Annotated in this window: 14 protein-coding genes; 11 read left to right on the forward strand and 3 right to left on the reverse strand. The window is 39.3% G+C overall.

Annotated elements, in window-relative coordinates:
* The first annotated feature begins 2 nt into the window (after nucleotides 1–2).
* Nucleotides 3–890: a helix-turn-helix domain-containing protein gene (locus tag ACN1CD_RS20420; protein WP_419132261.1), complete on the forward strand. Its 888-nt coding sequence runs from the start codon at nucleotides 3–5 to the stop codon at nucleotides 888–890.
* A gap of 50 nt (nucleotides 891–940) precedes the next feature.
* Here the strand turns inward: ACN1CD_RS20420 and ACN1CD_RS20425 are convergent, their stop codons facing one another.
* On the reverse strand, nucleotides 941–1,234 hold the full coding sequence (locus ACN1CD_RS20425; RefSeq protein ID WP_419132262.1) for a hypothetical protein: 294 nt from the start codon (nucleotides 1,232–1,234) through the stop codon (nucleotides 941–943).
* Between the two features lie 182 nt (nucleotides 1,235–1,416).
* On the opposite strand from ACN1CD_RS20425, the gene uvrA reads away from it, so the two are divergent.
* The 4 genes from uvrA (at nucleotide 1,417) to ACN1CD_RS20445 (ending at nucleotide 8,352) form a co-directional block, all read left to right on the forward strand.
* Complete coding sequence (gene uvrA / locus ACN1CD_RS20430; RefSeq protein ID WP_419132263.1) at nucleotides 1,417–3,912, forward strand: excinuclease ABC subunit UvrA; 2,496 nt, start codon at nucleotides 1,417–1,419, stop codon at nucleotides 3,910–3,912.
* Nucleotides 3,913–4,716: 804 nt separating this feature from the next.
* Entirely contained in the window at nucleotides 4,717–5,853 is a 1,137-nt protein-coding gene (locus ACN1CD_RS20435) for a Gfo/Idh/MocA family protein (protein ID WP_419132264.1), read from the forward strand.
* A gap of 227 nt (nucleotides 5,854–6,080) precedes the next feature.
* Nucleotides 6,081–7,148 (forward strand): DUF6588 family protein, encoded by a 1,068-nt coding sequence (locus tag ACN1CD_RS20440; protein WP_419132265.1) that lies wholly within the window; start codon nucleotides 6,081–6,083, stop codon nucleotides 7,146–7,148.
* Nucleotides 7,149–7,413: 265 nt separating this feature from the next.
* Nucleotides 7,414–8,352, forward strand: coding sequence for a M14 family metallopeptidase (locus ACN1CD_RS20445; protein ID WP_419132266.1), 939 nt, complete (start codon nucleotides 7,414–7,416; stop codon nucleotides 8,350–8,352).
* A gap of 96 nt (nucleotides 8,353–8,448) precedes the next feature.
* Here the strand turns inward: ACN1CD_RS20445 and ACN1CD_RS20450 are convergent, their stop codons facing one another.
* The gene (locus ACN1CD_RS20450) at nucleotides 8,449–8,592 is read right to left on the reverse strand and encodes a hypothetical protein (protein ID WP_419132267.1); all 144 of its coding nucleotides are present in this window, start codon (nucleotides 8,590–8,592) and stop codon (nucleotides 8,449–8,451) included.
* Nucleotides 8,593–8,886: 294 nt separating this feature from the next.
* Between ACN1CD_RS20450 and ACN1CD_RS20455 the strand changes: the two genes are divergently transcribed.
* The 6 genes from ACN1CD_RS20455 to ACN1CD_RS20480 all read left to right on the forward strand — a co-directional run bounded on the left by ACN1CD_RS20455 (nucleotide 8,887) and on the right by ACN1CD_RS20480 (nucleotide 16,690).
* On the forward strand, nucleotides 8,887–9,561 hold the full coding sequence (locus ACN1CD_RS20455) for a TolC family protein (protein ID WP_419132268.1): 675 nt from the start codon (nucleotides 8,887–8,889) through the stop codon (nucleotides 9,559–9,561).
* 6 nt (nucleotides 9,562–9,567) lie between these two features.
* Nucleotides 9,568–11,721, forward strand: a complete 2,154-nt coding sequence (locus ACN1CD_RS20460) for a GumC family protein (protein WP_419132269.1) — start codon at nucleotides 9,568–9,570, stop codon at nucleotides 11,719–11,721.
* An 11-nt stretch (nucleotides 11,722–11,732) separates the two neighbouring features.
* Complete coding sequence (locus tag ACN1CD_RS20465; RefSeq protein ID WP_419132270.1) at nucleotides 11,733–13,193, forward strand: O-antigen ligase family protein; 1,461 nt, start codon at nucleotides 11,733–11,735, stop codon at nucleotides 13,191–13,193.
* Nucleotides 13,174–14,373, forward strand: coding sequence for a glycosyltransferase (locus tag ACN1CD_RS20470; RefSeq protein ID WP_419132271.1), 1,200 nt, complete (start codon nucleotides 13,174–13,176; stop codon nucleotides 14,371–14,373). The genes ACN1CD_RS20465 and ACN1CD_RS20470 overlap by 20 nt, the downstream gene beginning before the upstream one ends.
* Nucleotides 14,374–14,474: 101 nt before the next feature.
* Nucleotides 14,475–15,686 (forward strand): glycosyltransferase, encoded by a 1,212-nt coding sequence (locus tag ACN1CD_RS20475; RefSeq protein ID WP_419132272.1) that lies wholly within the window; start codon nucleotides 14,475–14,477, stop codon nucleotides 15,684–15,686.
* Nucleotides 15,687–15,772: 86 nt separating this feature from the next.
* The gene (locus ACN1CD_RS20480) at nucleotides 15,773–16,690 is read left to right on the forward strand and encodes a glycosyltransferase family 2 protein (RefSeq protein ID WP_419132273.1); all 918 of its coding nucleotides are present in this window, start codon (nucleotides 15,773–15,775) and stop codon (nucleotides 16,688–16,690) included.
* A 6-nt stretch (nucleotides 16,691–16,696) separates the two neighbouring features.
* Here the strand turns inward: ACN1CD_RS20480 and ACN1CD_RS20485 are convergent, their stop codons facing one another.
* Nucleotides 16,697–17,446, reverse strand: a complete 750-nt coding sequence (locus ACN1CD_RS20485) for a glycosyltransferase family 2 protein (protein WP_419132274.1) — start codon at nucleotides 17,444–17,446, stop codon at nucleotides 16,697–16,699.
* Nucleotides 17,447–17,539: the final 93 nt, after the last annotated feature.

Consider the following 17,539-nt stretch of genomic DNA (forward strand, 5'->3'; position numbering starts at 1 on the left):
ACGTGAATAAGGGGCTTATTAAACATTCTTTTCAATTACTGAATGCAGACTATGTTAAACTCAATAAAAAGTGGAACTTCAGGAATGTTATCAGTCCGTATTACAGGTTATATTATATAGATGAGGGCGAAGGATTTATCGGCGACCAGAATGGTGGTTTAAATTTACGCCCGGGTTTTATCTATATCGTTCCGAGTTTTACTTTGTGTAACCTTTCTTGTGATCTGTTTCTGAGCCAGTACTTCATTCAGTTTTTCGAAGAATCTCCTGATGGAATTTCCCTGTTTTCCAATTGCAGAAAAATATTGGAAGTGAAAGCAAATCCCGATGATATTGCAAATTTTAAACAAATCATTGCAATTAACCCAGGCAGAGGGATAAATCGTTCTGATAATCCGCAAGTTTACGAAAAAGACATTTATTATAAGGAGTATACCGAATTAAACAACCAGCAAAGTATTTCGGTACAATATGAAACACAGGGCATTATTCTTCAGTTAATTTCGAAATTTCTCAAGCCAGAGATTTTCCAGAATGATCAGGTTACACTTACGCCATCAGTGGTAATAGATGCGATCGCTTTCATCCAGATAAATCTTGGCTCCTCTTTAAAAATTAGCCAGCTTGCCAATCGGGCGAACCTCAATACAGACTATTTTTCCAGGGTTTTCCACCGTTACACTGGTCGGAGTCCACTCAACTACATTCTCCAGAAACGAATAGAAAGGGCGCAATACCTGATCATTACCACCAATAAGCAACAGGATGAAATTGCCGAAATGACTGGCTTTGACAATGCCCAATATTTTTCGAGGGTTTTTAAAAAATTAACCGGGCTTACCCCAGGCGCTTACAAAACTCAAAACAGAACGCTTAACCTGATTGGCTAGCTTATTTAATGACTATTAGTTTTATCTACGCCATTAAACCTACCTCACGATCAATGAGCCAAATACTGCAGTACCAGCTCTTCCCATTCTTCGTTAAGGGAACAATCTGGCCGGGATGCTCCTGCCCTTCTGTACCAATAATCAGCATTCCAAATGTCGCCTTCTTTGCGGTGGAGGTACGCATGGATTCTTGCAGATGCCTGGTCATTTAAATGATCAACCTCCTGATGTGCCTTTTCCCAATCGCCTTTACCATCATACCAGAGTGACTTTAATTGTATAGAGATCCCACTCTCGGGACTTTCTGCATTTAATGATGTTTTAAATTCCTGTAGCTTTTTCACTGTAATTCTTTTTCGGTGGTTGATAATACGAAAAATTTCTTTGTCAAAAAAACGCCTTATACATTTGAAATTTAAATACATTACCAGTACCTATGGTGAGATTTATACAAATAAAAACTTAAGCACCCGTTAGAATGTTGCATAACTTTAATCTTTAAAAACAGGCGCGAAGCAAGATGGCAATGAGCAAAGACAATAAAATGATCAGGGTAAGGGGAGCAAATACACACAATTTAAAGGATGTTAGCCTGGATATTCCGAGAGATCAGCTCGTGGTATTTACGGGTGTCTCTGGTTCTGGAAAATCCTCGCTCGCTTTCGGAACGCTGTATGCAGAAGCGCAACGCCGCTATCTGGATTCAGTATCGCCATATGCGAGAAGGCTTTTTAATCAGATGAGTGTTCCCGAAGTTAACTCAATTGATGGCCTTCCACCTGCAGTTGCCCTGCAGCAACAACGTGGTGGGTCCTCTACCCGTTCTTCTGTAGGAAGTGTAACCACTTTATCTAATCTTTTACGCATGCTTTTTTCCCGGGCGGGAGATTATCCGAAAAATCAATCTATCATTTATGCAGAAGGTTTTTCGCCCAACACACCACAAGGTGCATGCGAAAAATGCCATGGATTGGGAAGTGTTTTTGAAGTGACGGAAAAGACCATGGTTCCTGATGACAGCCTCACCATCCGTGAACGTGCGGTAGCTTCCTGGCCGTTAGCCTGGCAGGGGCAGAATCAACGGGATATATTGGTTTCGATGGGATATAATGTTGATATTCCCTGGCGGGAACTTCCAAAAAAGCAGCGGGACTGGATACTTTTTACTGAAGAAACCCCATCTGCACCAGTTTATCCCGGACTTTCGCCAGAACAAACGGCCAAAGCCATTGCCAGAAATCAACCACCAGATTATATGGGAACCTTTATCGGCGCAAAGGCTTATGTTCTCAAAACATTTTCTACCTCGCAGTCGGCGCTAATGAAAAAACGGGTCTCAAAATATATGATCAGTGCCACCTGCCCGCTTTGTAATGGCAAACGCCTTAAAAAAGACTCACTCTCCATTACTTTTGAAGGAAAGGACATTGCTGAAATTTCACGCCTGCCAATGTCATCACTTGCGGAAATATTCGGCAAACATGCGAAGACATCAATAGGCTCAAAGCAGTCTGAAAAGAATATCATCAGACAACGAATTTCCTCCGATATACAGGCCCGCATCCAGGTGATGCTTGATCTTGGCTTGGGTTACCTCAGTCTGGAACGAACCACGCCCACCCTTTCTCCCGGAGAATTACAGCGCTTGCGACTGGCTACGCAGGTACATTCCAACCTTTTTGGCGTGGTGTACGTACTCGATGAACCTTCAGCAGGCTTGCATCCGGCCGATACGCAGGCACTTCTTCAGATCCTAGATAAACTTAAAGATGCAGGCAATTCGATTTTTGTGGTGGAGCATGAGCTTGAAGTGATCCGGCATGCAGACTGGATTGTAGATGTAGGTCCGGAAGCCGGTGAAAAAGGTGGACACATCCTCTACAATGGTCCTTTGAAGGGATTTAGCAAAACCAAAGGCTCTCATACTTCAACCTTCCTTTACCAAAAGGAAAAACCATTGGATCATATTTTAAGAACACCAGCTGGAACGCTTAGCCTTCGCGGCGCAAGCAGACATAACCTTAAAAACGTAGATGTAGATTTCCCGTTGGGCGTAGTGACCTGCGTAACGGGTATTTCTGGCTCGGGAAAAAGCAGTCTGGTTAGCCAGGTATTAGTAGAGTTACTTGCCGCTTCACTCGGGCAGAAAGCAGAACCAGAAACCGATAACCAGAGCGACGCTCCACTTGTAGACGATATCCTTCCCATTAGTGGAGTAATCGCCTCCGGAATTGAAAAAATCTCCCGGCTGGTGGTGGTAGATCAGCGCCCGATCGGGAGGACGCCGAGATCAAATCTCGCTACTTACACCGGCTTGTTCGACCATGTAAGAAGCCGTTTTGCAAACACACCATTGGCAAAGAAAAGGAAATACGATGCAGGCCGGTTTTCATTCAATGTAGCTAAAGGTCGCTGTCCGCATTGCCAGGGAGAAGGATTTGTAATGGTCGAACTGCTTTTTCTACCCAGTGTTTACACCCCTTGCCCTACCTGTGGCGGCACACGATACCAAAAAGAAACATTGGAAGTAACCTATAAAGAAAAAAATATTTCGGAGGTTTTGCAGATGACGGTAGAAGAAGCCTGCAACTTTTTTGATGAAGATCCACAAATTTACCGGGCATTGGATATTGTAAGAGAAGTTGGATTGGGTTACCTGCGACTTGGGCAGGCGGCTACCGAACTTTCTGGCGGAGAAGCACAGCGAATTAAACTAGCTACCGAACTCCAAAAAAGCCAAAAGGGATCTTCCCTTTATGTGCTGGATGAACCAACTACCGGACTCCATCCATCAGACGTTGAACGGCTGCTTATCCAGCTTAATAAACTGGCAGATGCAGGAAATACCGTTATTTTAGTGGAGCATGACATGCAGGTGATTGCCCAAAGCGATTGGATTATCGACATTGGTCCGGGCGCTGGTAATCAGGGCGGCAGGATTGTTTTTACCGGAACACCTGAAGAACTTGCGCAACATCCTTCCAGCCGAACAGCCCCATTTCTGAAAGCTTACAGGGCTTAATCAATTACAGCGTATCTTGATCAATTCTACTGCAATGGCGCAATATAAAGAGCCAGAGAAAAAGGATAAAGTTGATATTTAACGCCCGGATGTTGCTTTTGATTCCATGCAAGCACGAAAAACGCTACCCGGGGAAATGCTACTATTAAAGGCAAAGCGTTCACTAAGCAGAAAGTAAGATAGGGATAAAGGAAAATAGAGAAATCGTAAAGTAAGGTTTCATTAATCTTTAAAGGTGACGGTAAATCAACTTACGAAGTTTAGTTGGCCTGTGCGACGCAAAACTTCGTAAGTTTAAAACCTTAGTTCCCCCTCGAGCATCCTTGCGAGAACATCTTCCGATCCTTCATCGGTAATGTTCGCGGCAATCTCCTATTTACTATAGCATAGGCAGCAAGGAGGTTGCCATGAAACGGAGAAAAACCGTTTCTCGCAATGACGATCGTATTAAGATATCTTTTAAAAAATCTGGTTGTAGCGTCTCGCTACGACTCAACTCATATAGCGATTGCATTAAGGTTCCTTAGTGCCTCTTAATGACAACCGGGTTAGTTTAGCGCCTTAGTTTTCTGCTCTTTGAACATCCATCCGAGAACATGCTCTGATCCCTACAAACTAAAACCCTTCATTCCTGCGCCTGGTTAGCGCTAACAAGCCCATAGTGATAATGCTTATTTAAAAACCACTAACTTGTCGCGACAACGCTTATACTTTTAGCTAAAACCATCCCGCTATAGGGCTGTTATATTCGTAACTATAAAATAAACCAGGTAATTAAATAAGCAATACCATACATTAATTAACATGAAAAAATATAAAGTAGGAATTATTGGCTATGGAGGATTTGGAAAATTTCTTCATCATTGGTTTGCTCAAATGGAGAACGTAGAAGTCAATGCTATTTCTGATTCTGGTAATCATTTCAAGGGTGATGAGCATTGTACGTCGTATCGTGACTGGAAAGAGCTACTCAAAAATCCGGAAGTAGAACTAGTATGTATAGTTACACCACCAGGCATGCACGCCGAAATGGCTTGTGCAGCGATGAAAGCAGGAAAACATGTATTGCTCGAAAAGCCAGTGGCGATTACCGAAGAAAGTGCCCAGCAAATTTTACAGGTGCAGCAGGAAACTGGTTTAGTGATTACTGTTGATCATATGATTCGCTATAATCCCATCATCCAGAATTTAATGGAATTAGGCAAAAGTGGTGCATTGGGTCAACTTAGGCATGTAGTGGTAAACAATTATGCTCAGGATGCTTCCCTGCCACCACATCATTGGTTTTGGGATGAAGAAATGTCTGGCGGCATTTTCATAGAACACGGTGTACATTTTTTCGATATCGTTAATGCGCTTAGCGGACAGCAATACAGCAAGGTATATGGCTGCTCCCATCATCGGAATGAATCTCAACGCGACCGGGTTGCCGCTATGGTTATGTATGATGAAGGTTTGATCGCCAGTTATTACCATGCGTTTTCAGGTCCGGGTTTATTTGAGCAAACGACTATTAATTTAGCTTATGATTTGGGTAGAGTGGTAATTGAAGGTTGGATGCCAATAAAGGGAACGGTAAAGGCGCTGGTAAATAAGCAAACCAAAGAACAGTTAAAAAGCATTCCAGGCTGGGAAGTTACCGATACTGAAAGGATTAATGAATCTAAAGATGTTTCCCGTCCGGAAGGCTGGGGTGATGCTGACCCTTCCAATCCGGATGATAGCCAATTAATATATTGTGGCGGGATCGTTTACCAGGTTGATGAATTAGTGTCTGGCAGTTTTGAAATTCATCAAACCAAAGGTGAAGTATATGGTAAGTGCGTGCAGTCAATTCTATCTGATATGATTCAAAAAATAGAAAACAAAGACCATGAGTTACAGATAACCATCGAAGATGCTTTGGAAGCATTAAAGATTGCTATCCTCGCTTCAAAATAGTTTACAAGCATTTTAAGTTTAACTTATGAGTACAATTCGATCCAACTTATTTATCAAAAAATAGGTTGGATCTTTATTAAACTGACGCCCGATTCTGCATCAACATACTTAAAAAAGCTTTTATCCTTGCCAGTTACTGAAGTTTATCTATCAATAAACCACCAAACTTTTTTAGTTTACCAAGGTTTGGGTTTTAATATCTGTAGAACATGCCGCTCCTTAAATTCATGAAAACTGTCATCACCATTTTTTCTTTTCTCCTTCTGCAAGCACCACAAATTGTACATGCACAATTAAATTTTGAAAATTTAATCAGGTCAGGTCCGGCTGATGCAGAAAAACTGGTAGAAGCCTATGCCAACCCCCTTCTTTATGGCTTTGGCTTAGGTATGAACAGTGGCTGGACCAATACCGCCCAGGCACTGAAACCATTACATTTTGATGTACGGGTTATTGGCACAGGATCAGTAGTACCCACCTCGAAACAAACCTTTGATGTATCCGGCATAGGCCTTTCCCCTAACCTTCGCCCTTCAGATCCTTCCAGGGTATTATCCCCCACATTTACCGGAGATACCCAGAACAATGGGCCGTGGATGGATCTTTTCGATGCAAATAATAATAAACTCATCAGTTTTGAACTACCGGGTGCGGTGATAAAAAGGGTGGTGCCAACGCCTCAACTTCAGCTCAATGTGGGGCTATTTGCCAATACGGAAGTGATGGTTAGGGCAGCACCGAAGATTAGGCTGGGAGAACGTTTTGGTTCAGTATCTTTGCTGGGTTTCGGCATCAAACATAACCTGGCTCAAGACTTTTTCCCGAAGGATAGAGAAAAAATACCCTTTGATTTTTCTTTACTTGCCGGATTTAATACTGTGAAATATGGTAGGAATTTAAAACTGCTTCCATTAGATGGGATGATCCCTGAAAATGAGGATCAGGTTACAGATTTTACAACCCAGGAGGTTTACGCTAAATTTGATAATTACCTCATTCAAGCCACGCTATCCAAAGAGCTTTCTTTCTTTACACCATTTGTTTCACTGGGATATAGCATTTCCAAAGCACAACTGGGCTTAAGAGGAAATTACCCAATCGCGAACAGCATAAGAGATGAAAAAATTGCCTACATCACCTATTCAAATCCATTTGCATTAGAACGGACATACTTAAGAACATTCCGTGGAGACGTTGGCTTTCAGGTGAAACTTCCAGTGCTGAGAATTTATGGTTCTTATGGTTTTTCTGGCGGTTACGGCATGTTTAGTGGCGGAATTGGGATAGGCTTTTAGTATGCATTTTTCAGCTACTTTTTTGATAAACTAAATAGTTTCCGGATAGCATCAGAGCAATACACAAATCCATTATTTCGCAACATTGTTGCAGAATATTTAAGGTATTCATACTTTTGCCTTTCTACAAAAAGAATCAACGTCAAAAATGATTAAAATACTTTGTTCAATATTCTTGCTGTTATCATTTTCAAAAGTGACTATAGCACAATCACCCTATTATTTTCTGGGCAAGGAGATCAAATCTGGAACTAAACAGCATTTTATGATCCCAATTGCAACAAATCAAGACTCTACCTTAATTCCCATTACGATATTTAACGGAAGCAAAAACGGGAAAACCTTAGGCATTACCGCTGGCGTACATGGATATGAGTATACACCGATTTTAGCTGCGCAAAGATTAATTAAAGTTATTGATCCGCAGAAATTACAAGGTGTAGTCATTTTGGTTCAGATCGCGGGCCTGGAAAGTTTTCTGGGCAGATCGCCTTATGTTAGTCCGGTGGATAAAAAAAATCTGAACCGGTCTTTTCCTGGTAATAGTAATGGCACCAATACAGAAAAAGTTGCAAATTTCATCTCCGAACAAATCATCGCTAAATCGAACTATTTTTTAGATATGCACTCGGGAGACGCACCCGAAGATCTCATTTCTTATGCAGCATATTATAGCAACAGTAAAATGCCGGAAAGTTCTTCAACCGGGAAGGAAATGGCCATTGCTCTTGGCTTCGATTATATCGTAAACTTTGACACTGATAAGAAAGATTATATTAAAAAAAGTGAGAAGAGCTTGTATTGTACAGCTGAGGCATTTAAAAGAGGTATTCCATCTATAGATATTGAGTGCGGTAGGCTCGGTATTATAGAAGAAGATAAAATAAATAAAGTAGAGCAAAGCGTTTCAAACCTGCTCCATCACCTTCATTTCCTGCCTGATACAAAAAAAGCAGTTACCCATTCACATACGATGATTACCAATAGAATATACCTGTCTGCTAAATTTGATGGAATATTTTATCCCACAAAAAAAGCTGGAGATTTCGTTAAAAAAGGCATGAAGTTGGGACATATAACTGATTATTTTGGTGAGACCATTCAAAGCATTTATGCCCCGGAAGAAGGATTAATCTTGATGATCATCAACACCCCACCCATCAATAAAGACGAAGATTTAGTGGTGATTGGAAAAACCGAATAGTTGCCAAACTGAATTCAATTAATAATCTGCATTCGCATAAGATTTAATGAAATATTTTTATGTTAAAACATTTCATTAAATGGCAAACTCAAGTTACTATAGGTAAACAATTATTTTTATTCGCGCAAGCAAATCACCAAACATTTCTGAACCTTGATATACACCAGAAGGTTTTATCTCCCATTTTCCATAATCCATTTTACCCATCCCATTTTCCATAATCCCTTTTCCATCTTCCATAATCCCTTTTACCTATCCCATTAGCTAAAATTTGTAAAGATTATTTAGCCGATTATCTGTTATTCCTAACGCCTTAACAAACCTAAAATCATCCACTATTTTCTGATGGTGAGCTGTTAAAACGTACGGTTTTAAACAGTCGCTTACTCACCAAATTCAGGACAATTAAAATCTTACAACTAAGCGGAATAAATATATTTAGTTTTAGAAAAGAATATTCTAATTGATTAGATTTGAGATTCGATTTTTATCAAAATTTTTACATCCCCAAACAAAAAGGTAGAATACCAACAAATGATCAGAATTTCCCTATTCTTCACTATTCTATTGATTTCATTAAGTACCTGTGCACAGGAGAGCTTTATTGGAAATATTAACTATATGCTTTTGGAAAAGTACGTTGAATTGGCCAAACAAAATTATCCCAAAAGAAAAATGTATAAAGCCAGTGAGCTGAGTGCAAAAGCTAAAATTGGAGTGGCGAGGGCTACTTATTTAGATGCATTTACCGCTTCTTATAATTATAGTCCAACCAATGCATCTAAAATCAACACCACTAATAATTATACATTAAATGGCTTGCAGCTAGGTATTTTTTTCAACATAGGGATTATCTTCAGAACACCCGCATTTGTCAGACAAGCAAAAGAAGAACATAACGAGAAGCTTTACCAGGCCCAGGAGTACGATATATTGTTAACCTCTGAAGTAAAGAAAACCTATTATGAATATTTGCGTGAAGCTGCAGACCTAAAAGTTAAGGCACAAACCTATACAGATAATAAAGCGGCCAGTGATGGGCTTAGATATAGATTTGAGAAAGGTGAAACAAGTCTGGATGATTATACCAAAGCGAAGACGATCACATCATATGCCAATTCGGAGCGGTTATTGGCAGAGCTTAATTTATTAAAAGCCAAAGAATCCTTAGAAGCATTGATTGGTGTGTCATTAGAAAACGTGAAATAAGCAAGTATGAACATTCAAGAATTTTTAAATCTCATGCGAAAATACAGGTGGCTGATTATTTCAGTCCCTGCCCTAACGCTAATTATCACGTTTTTCTTCGTCAAAAATCTCCCGAAAGAATATAAATCTGAAGCAAAGATTTCTACCGGTTTGCTAGATCCATCCCGGCAGGTGGCATCCGAGTTGCAAGGTTATTCTGGACCCGATATCATCATCAAACTGAACCAACAGTTCACTACTATTATTGATGTCATGAGAATGCCGAAGAACATGAGTCTTCTGTCTTATAGATTGATTTTACACGACCTCAAAAATCCGCAAGCACCTTTCAAACCATTAAGTGCCGATCTTAAAAACCTAAGTGCTGCCCAAAAACAAGAGGCCATTAATTTATTCGAAAGCCGTTTGATTAAAAGAGAGGTATTAACGCCTTTGGATAATAATGGCAGGTTAATGCTTTATGACCTGGTTAAATCTATGGCCTATGATGAAGAAAGCCTGAACAAAAAGCTGAGTATATCCCATGAGCAAAACAGTGATTTTATTTCAGTACAATTTCTTTCTCAGAATACCTTACTTTCAGTTTTTGTGGTGAATACCCTCGCCAACGATTTTATTAATAACTACAGTTTAGATCAGATCAGCAATAAAAATACATCCATCCTGGTGTTAGATTCGCTCCTGCAGAAAAAAGAGGCGGTGATGAATGATCGGATACGACAGTTAAAAGATTACAAAATTAAGAACGGGGTATTGAATCTTGATAAGCAATCGCAAATTATCTATCAGCAAATTACAGATAATGAAAATAAAAAAAGCCAGGCTTTAATTGACAGGCAAGCTGCATTAGCTGCATTAAAAAGTGTAAACGAAAAGTTAGATGGTCGCTACAGTGATAAATATCTTGGGGCCGAAGTCATCTCAGATAATCAGGATATCATTAATTTAAAAAACAAAATCGAGGTTGCAGAGAACATTTATCTGGATGGAGGCTATAAAGCTACTGATAAAAAGAAAGTAGATTCCTTACAACTTTTGCTGAGCTCAAAATTGCTAAAATCAAATGACCGCTACGTAAGCGACCCGCTTGTAGCGAAGCAAACGCTGGTTCAACGACGCATATCTTTGGGGATAGACTTAGAAAAAACAACAGCAGGCATAAAAGACATCGACCGCGAATTAGATAAATTAAATGCAAAATTTACCGGAATGGTTCCTTTTGATGCAGGGGTTCAGAACTATGAACGCAATGCCGATGTAGCGACCAAAGAATATCTTGAGATATTAAGTCGATACAACCAAACCAGCCTGGATAAAAATATCGGTTTGCGATTACAACTGGTACAGGAAGGGGTGCCTACCATACCGGAATCGTCGAAAAAAGCATTGTACATGGCGTTGAGTATGGTGGCCAGCTTCGCGATTTGTTTCTTCCTCTTATTGATGATTTACTATTTAGATCATTCTATTAATAATGCGAAAGAACTAAAGTTGGCTACTAAAGGCAAAGTGATTGGTGAGTTAAATTTCATCAAACCTAAAAACAGAGATATTGCCAAAATCTGGGAAGAGGAACATCCAGAGCAAGGAATTTCCTTATTTAAGGATCAAATGCGAACGCTACGCTTTGAAATCGATCATTCGCTCACCACAGCGCATCAAAAAGTTTTAGGAATCACCAGTTTAAAGTCATCCAGATCTCCAATTTTTACCCTAATTGGCCTAACCTACTCATTTGCTTCGTTAGGCAAAAAAATTCTACTAATTGGTAATGCTGAAATAGCCCTGGAGCTGGAAAAGTTAAAAATTTCTACTAATCAGTCTATTGGCAATGTTTTAGCAGGATCAACAATTGTAGCAGACCAATCCATTACTTTTTTAAGCAATGATTTGGGTGGTAAGTCGCTACTGGAAAAGGGACATCAGGAAGGTATTGATCAAATATTTAATGCGTTTAGCACAGAGTTTGATTTAATTCTTGTGTATTTAGATCCGGTTAACAGTTTATCTGCCATCAAAGAATGGATCTATTTTACAGATCAATACGTTGCTTTATTTATGGCCGGCGATTCAATTGACAACCTGGAACAGGAAAAACTTGCGCAATTGAATGAAGATAAGAAGTTTGCTGGATGGATCATTAGCGGTGTTAAAGCTTAATAAGCAGGCCAATGCTTGATATACTAAACACCTGGCTAATTGACAATAAAAAAAAGATCATCTTTTTTATTATTGCCATGTGCCTCTCTATTGTTGTTGCTGGCTCCATCAGCAAATTTGGTTTTCTAGGGCCATTTTGTGCGGTAGCTGTAGCAGGGTTGGGTACATTTTTAGTGTCTGCTTTCAAAGATCCCCGGCTCGCTTTCTGGGCCTATTTTGCCTATTGCTTTTGTTTAGGATTTCTGGTTAAAACCTTCCTGCAGATTCCGGTGGGACTTGCTTTGGAAGCAATCCTGCTGCTCACCTGGTGCAGCATCCTGATCAATATGAACAAATTCAACTGGCAAAACTTAAAAAATGACCATGTTCTATTATCAGTGATTTGGTTTGCCATCAGTTTTCTCCAAATTTTAAACCCCAATGGTGGTAGCTTGGTCGGCTGGTTTAACGAACTGAGGTTTGTTGCTTTAAGCTGGTTACTCATAGCGCCACTGGTATTTTTAATGTTTAACAAACCGGCAGACTTAAACCGGTTTATTACATTCATTTTGTTTTTTTCAGCTGTGGCCTGTTTATATGGCGTAAAACAACTTTATTTTGGGCTCACCAGTGGAGAGCAACAATGGATGGGTATGGGAAACGAAGTCACCCATATGATCAAAGGTAAACTCAGGGTATTTTCCATTTATTCTGATGCGGGTCAATTCGGCGCTTCACAAGCCATTATGGCTGTTATCTCAATGGCCTTGCTCACTGGCCCTTTCAGTTTTGGTAAAAAAATAATCTTCGCTTTAGCCACCCTTCTGTTTATTTATGGAATGGCCATTTCAGGAACCCGGGGTGCACTATTTGCATTAGCAGCCGGCATAGCAACTGCCTTATTTTTAAGTAAGAATTTTAAGGTATTAATTGTAGGCATTTTGTTTAGTTTAAGTGGCTTTGTGGTGTTAAAGTATACAACCATTGGCGAAAATATATTTCAGATCAGCCGTTTACGCAGCGCATTAAATCCGGCAGATGCTTCTTTTAAAGTGCGGCTTGATAATCAAGTAAAATTAAAATCTATATTAAAAGACTTGCCTTTTGGTGCAGGGTTAGGAATGAGCGGAATGAATGGAACCACCTATAATGCTGATAAAGCCATAGCCAATATACAACCCGATAGTTATTGGGTAAAAGTTTGGGCCATGTACGGAATCGTTGGCCTCATCATCTGGTTTGCCATCACTTCCTATATTATTGGTAAATGTAGTGGTATTGTGTGGAAGATTCACGACCCCAGATTAAAGGCGAAGATGATTGCCCTCACCGCCGGAACGGTTGCCTGTTTTATTTGTAGTTATGGCAACGAAGTGATGAATGGAATGCCTTCATCGGTAATTATGTTTATGTCATGGTCCTTTGTGTATATTGCACCATGGTTAGATAAGAAGCTAAAACAAACTGGATCTGATGGAACTGATCATAATTAATATTCTAAACATATTATTCTGGATTTTAGGCATTTACCTACTTATAAACTGTTTATATCTGGCTTTTTTCGCCATTGCTGGTCTGTTTGCTTTACCTAAATCGCAAAAACATGCCAGCGAGTATAAAAAGTTTGCCTTATTGTTTCCAACCTATCGGGAAAACAGTGTCATTATCGAAAGCGTAAAATCTTCACTAAGGCATCAATATAATGGATTGTTTGAGGTTGTTGTAATCTCCGATGGCTTACTGCCGCAAACCAACGCCATGCTAAAAGAAATGGGTGCAAATGTCATCGAGGTTTTTTTTGAAAAAAGTACCAAAGGTAAGGCGCTTCGCTTTGCAATGGAAAAGCTTAAGGATAAAGGTTTCGATATTGCAATGGTATTAGATGTTGATAATGTATTAGGGTCAGACTGTTTACATTACATCAATAACTCGTTTCAACAAGGAAACAAGGTTATTCAGGTACACCGCACGGCTAAAGATGTAGACACCAGTTTTGCCTTTTTAGATGCTTGTAATGAAGAAGTGAATAACCAGATTTATCGCAAAGGCCATGCGGTTGTGGGCTTATCTGCCACACTTATTGGTTCAGGAATGGCTTTCGATTTTTCATATTTTCATAAAGTATTAGATGATGTCGGAGAAACTGTTGGAGAAGATAAAAAAATAGATTTTATTATGGCCAATGATAAAATCAAAGTGGCTTATTTAAATGATGTATTTGTTTATGACGAAAAGGTAGAGAATGCCCAGGTGTTTACCAATCAGCGGACGAGGTGGATTGCATCTCAAATCGAATTTCTAAAAGAATATGCGTTGGAAGGGTTGGTGAAGTTATTTAAGGGAAACATAGAATTTTTCAATAAAACATTCCAAACTTTTTTAGTGCCAAGAATATTGCTGCTGGCATTCCTGTTTATCATGGCCGCCCAATCATTTTTTAACCCTATCGGACCCAGCAATGAATTCTGGATAACATTATTCCTAAGTCTTTGCTTCACCTTGCTCATTGCTGTACCCAGAAGATTCTACGTAGATAAGCGGCTTTATTTGGCCATATTACAAATCCCAAGGGCGATGATCGGAATGGTAATCGCATTATTCAGCATTGGCAAAGCCAAAAAATCTTTTATGGCTACTCCACACCATAATAAAACGGTAAAAGACAACAACTAACCATGCCAATAGAATTGCTCGCCATCATAGGCATCCTGTTTGGAATCCTCGGTTTCATCAGGGGAATTAACACTTCAAAACATACCATAAAAAAGTAGGAAATGTCGATTTTAAAGAACAGAGACATTATTATCGTTGGCCAACAACCCTGGGATACCGCTATTGGCAGTAATTGCAAGGATCTCGCCCTGGAGTTTAGCAAAAACAACCGGGTTTTGTACGTCAACGCACCTTTAGACAGAAGGACGAGTCTGCAACAAAAAAATGCAGAAACGGTAAAGAAACGATTGCGCATTATTGCCGGTAAAGAAGAAGGTTTGGAACAGGTATCGACGAATCTCTGGGTTTATTACCCTAAAATTATAATTGAATCCATTAACTGGATCAAAGTCATGCCCGTATTTCGCTGGTTAAATAAACTAAACAATCAGAAATTTGCCAGAGATATTAATGTTGCTTCAAAAACACTGAACTTTGATAATTTTATCTTGTTCAATGACAATGATATCTTCAGGAGTTTCCATTTAAAAGAACTTTTAAATCCAGCTATAAGTGTTTATTATTCCAGAGACTATATTATTGCTACCCCCTATTGGCAATATCATGGCAAATACATGGAGCCACAGTTAATTAAAAAAAGTGATCTCTGCGTAGCAAATTCTGTTTTCCTGGCTAATTATTGCAGAAAATATAATCCGAATTCTTTTTATGTTGGGCAGGGTTGTGACTTCAAGCTTTTTAAAAATGATAAGCAGATCCCTATACCTGATGATCTTTCAGCAATTAAAGGTCCGATACTGGGCTATGTGGGTGCCATCTTATTGATACGACTTGATGAAGAGATTCTTTTACACCTGGCAAAAGCACGGCCAGACTGGAGTATTGTACTGGTTGGACCAGAAGATGATGATTTCAAAAGAAGTGAACTTCATCAGTTAAGCAACGTACACTTTTTAGGAAGCAAGAGTACTGAAACACTGGCTGCGTATATTAAGGGTTTTGATGTTTGTTTAAATCCACAGGCGATAAATCCGCTAACCATAGGCAATTACCCTCGAAAAATTGACGAATATCTGGCGATGGGGAAACCCACTATAGCTACAAAAACAGAAGCCATGAGTATTTTCGAGCAACATGTATACCTGGCAGAAACAAAAGAAGACTATGTGATATTGGCAGAAAAAGCATTGATTGAGCATAGTGCAGCGTTGGCCACTGAACGAATTAACTTTGCACGTACCCATACCTGGGAAAAAAATGCCGAAGACATTTACCAAGCCATAAATGAAGTGGAAAGTGGTCAGCGGAGATAAATTTAGTGTTGAAACCTTAGAACCTATCCCATAGCATTTCGATTAATTTTTACCAATCAGAATCACATAAATATTTCATAGAAAGAATGCTTACTACATCCATTATCACTGTCAATTTTCATCAGGAAGCCGTAACGATTGCACTACTCCAGTCGATTGGTAAATCTTATAACGGAAAAGATGTTGAAGTGATCATTGTAGATAACGGGGCTGAGCAAAATCAGGAACATATTTTTCAACCTCACTTCGAAAATATTAAATATATCCAATCCAGAGAAAATCTGGGCTTCGCTGGCGGCAATAATTTAGGGATTAAGCAAGCCAGTGGCGATTATATTTTTTTATTAAATAACGATACCGAATTGCCTGCCGGTTGTATCGAAACCCTTTGCGCTGAATTCGAACATAATGAAAATATCGGACTCTTGTCGCCATTACTATTGTATTTTGACCGAAAGGATGTGATTCAGTATGCAGGCTTTACACCTGTAAATCACCTCACTGGTAGAAATTCCACCATTGGAGAACTGGACCAAAATGAAGGCCAATACGATAATAAAAGTTATCAAACCGGGTATTGCCATGGTGCTGCAATGATGTGCCGTAAAGAAGATCTGCTTAAAGCAGGATTAATGGATGAAGGCTATTTCTTGTATTACGAAGAACTGGATTGGTGCGAAAGATTTAAAAGAATTGGTAAGCAAGTTTGGTTTACGGGCAAAACCCAGGTATACCACAAAGAATCAATAAGTGTTGGTATAGACAGCCCTTTGAAAATCTATTTCCACACCCGCAACAGAATGCTCTTCATCAGGAAGAATACAGGTTTAATCAATACCATTCTCTTTTCTATCTATTATACGCTCATTGCTTGTCCGAAAGCTGTGTTGAAATATGTATTTAATCATCAATCTCATCTGGCAAAATGGGTAATAAAGGGCCTGTTATGGAATTATACCCATCATAAGAACAGCAAGATTTTAGGATTCAACTTACAGAAGTAACTCAATCTACCTTAACCTTTTCAAAACGGTTAAAACCGCATACCTGCTGAAATAATACATCGACATCACCAAGCCAATCTTCTCACTTTCCCTTAAAATCTTCCAGGTTTTAACAACAGCCTTCAGTTTATTGGATGACAGCGAGTCCTTTCTGATTCTATACAAAGCCAGCGGCTCATTAATTCCGTATCCCAGCTTACATTTCTTAAATAACTGGAGAAAAAAAATCCAGTCTTCATGGCCTGCCGGCGAAAATTGTATATCTCCGATAGCACTTTTCAACACCATTGAGGTTGAAAATATAATGATATTATGCGATAACAATTGATGGTAGCTATAAGTAAAAGGAGCCGGAGTTACTCCCGAAATGATGGCTCCATCTTCATTAATTCTATTATAGGCGCAGAAAGTCATGGGGAGCATTTTATCTTCCATGTAGGCTACCTGGCGGCTCAGTTTATTTTCCAGCCAAATATCATCACTATCTAAAAATGCGATATACTTACCTTTGGCCTTGGTCATCCCAAGGTTTCTGGCATTTGAAACCCCTTTATTTCCCGGCAAAGGAATAAATTGTATGTTGCTGTACTTGCTGGCAAACACTTCTACAATGGCACAGGTATCATCTTTTGATTGATCATCGATGATGATTAATTCCCATGACTTATAATCCTGAGCAACTACTGAATTCAAGGTCTCCGTAATAAACTTAGCAGAATTATGACAGGGTACAATAATCGATACGAGTGGTTCCAATGTGATTTATTTTAAAATCTGATGCGTGAGGACTAAAATAGAAAATTATTACAAACCTTTTAAGCGGTTATATAAATTAAATAAAAACCTTAC

The organism is Pedobacter sp. N23S346, assembly GCF_048515415.1.
In the GTDB taxonomy this organism is placed as follows: Bacteria; Bacteroidota; Bacteroidia; order Sphingobacteriales; family Sphingobacteriaceae; genus Pedobacter.